The organism is Nitrosospira sp. Nl5 (genome assembly GCF_900102495.1).
Taxonomy (GTDB): Bacteria; Pseudomonadota; Gammaproteobacteria; order Burkholderiales; family Nitrosomonadaceae; genus Nitrosospira.
The window spans coordinates 1-1,323 of record NZ_FMVQ01000033.1 but is presented as its reverse complement, the minus strand read 5'-3'; the positions used below and the strand labels follow the sequence as shown (position 1 = coordinate 1,323).

1 protein-coding gene is annotated in these 1,323 nt (G+C 60.3%); it reads left to right on the top strand.

Features of this window, described 5'->3' with window-relative positions; translation table 11 throughout:
* Positions 1 to 2: 2 nt before the first annotated feature.
* Complete coding sequence (locus BLP45_RS14220; RefSeq protein WP_090373149.1) at positions 3 to 1,322, top strand: hypothetical protein; 1,320 nt, start codon at positions 3 to 5, stop codon at positions 1,320 to 1,322.
* Position 1,323: the final 1 nt, after the last annotated feature.

The window sequence follows — 1,323 nt, the reverse complement described above, 5'->3', positions numbered from 1 at the left end:
GGATGAAAGCACTTTTTTTTCTGCGTCATTATAACGACATTGACCACATCACCCCGGTCATCAGCAAGTGGATTGCCTCGGGTCACACCTGCGACATTGTCCTGATAGGCAACTCGCGCTTTCGCAACGACTACCGGATAGAATTTCTGCGCACACTCGAAGGCGTGCGCATGGCCTACATTGGCGACCTGCTGCCGCGGCTGGAATTTGCCCGCTGGTTTCTGCAAACGCTGATCCTCATCCGCAGCCTGCGGCGCCCCTTCCTGGCGCCGATAACAGCGGCATTGGCCAGGCGCTATGACGCCAAGCGGCGCGCCCCGGTATGGCACAGCACCGCCCAGCGCCTGCTGACCCGCAGCTTCGGCGACGCGCGTGAAGGCGTCGTCGTGTTTGACTGGATCGAAAGGAACTCCTCCATCTGCGTGGAATGGGTAGCAGTCGTACTATCGACCGCGCGCGCCATGGGACTTGGCACCGTCTCCCTGCCGCATGGAGACAGCCCCCATGCCAGCCAACTCATCCGGCGCCGTGAACTGCGCCTCGAACCCGACACCACCTTTGCCAATGCGGGCATATTCGACAAAGTCGTCGTCCCGAACGAACTGTGCTCCGTACGCTTTCGCCCGTTCATGGACAACCAGAAACTGGCCGTCCTGGGCTCACCGCGCTACTGCGACGAATGGCTCGCCAAACTGGCCACACTACTGCCGCCCTCGCCGCTGACCCGCTCCGACAGCCGTCTCAAAGTCGTCATGTTCCTGAGGAAGAGCAACTTCTCCACATTCTGGGAAGAAGTGGGCGAAGTCGTGCGCATCGTTGCCGGCTTTCCGGGCGTGGAACTCATCATCAAACCGCACACCCGCGGCGGCTGGCAGCAATCCCTGACAAAAAACAGCTCCCTGCGGCGCCTGCCGAACGTCAGCGTAGCCGGCGACATCCACTCCATCCACCTCATGAACTGGGCAGACGTCATCATCGACCTTGCCACCTCAGTGGTATTTGAAGCGGTCAAGGCAAAAAAGCCGGTGCTGGCGGGGGACTACCTGCATGCGGGACGCTCCGCCCTGGCCGAATACCTGCCCGAGACAGAACTGCGCTGCCGGGACGACGTCTACAAACAGATTGCCGGATTTCTTGCCCACGGCTGCGATTCCTTTTATATTGAAGCGCATCACCAGCGCTTCCTGAAGGAAATGATCGACGTTGAAGGTCCCGACGTATTATCACGCTACGTGGCATTGCTGGAGGCGCAAGCACAGCCTGAGGCCAGCCTGGACCGGATGCAGCCTGACGACCGCGCCCCGACTCTCGCTTTTGGGTGAT

Coding starts and splice junctions, on each gene's coding strand:
- BLP45_RS14220 (WP_090373149.1), top strand. CDS start 3: ATGAAAGCACTTTTTTTTCTGCGTCATTATAACGACATTGACCACATC.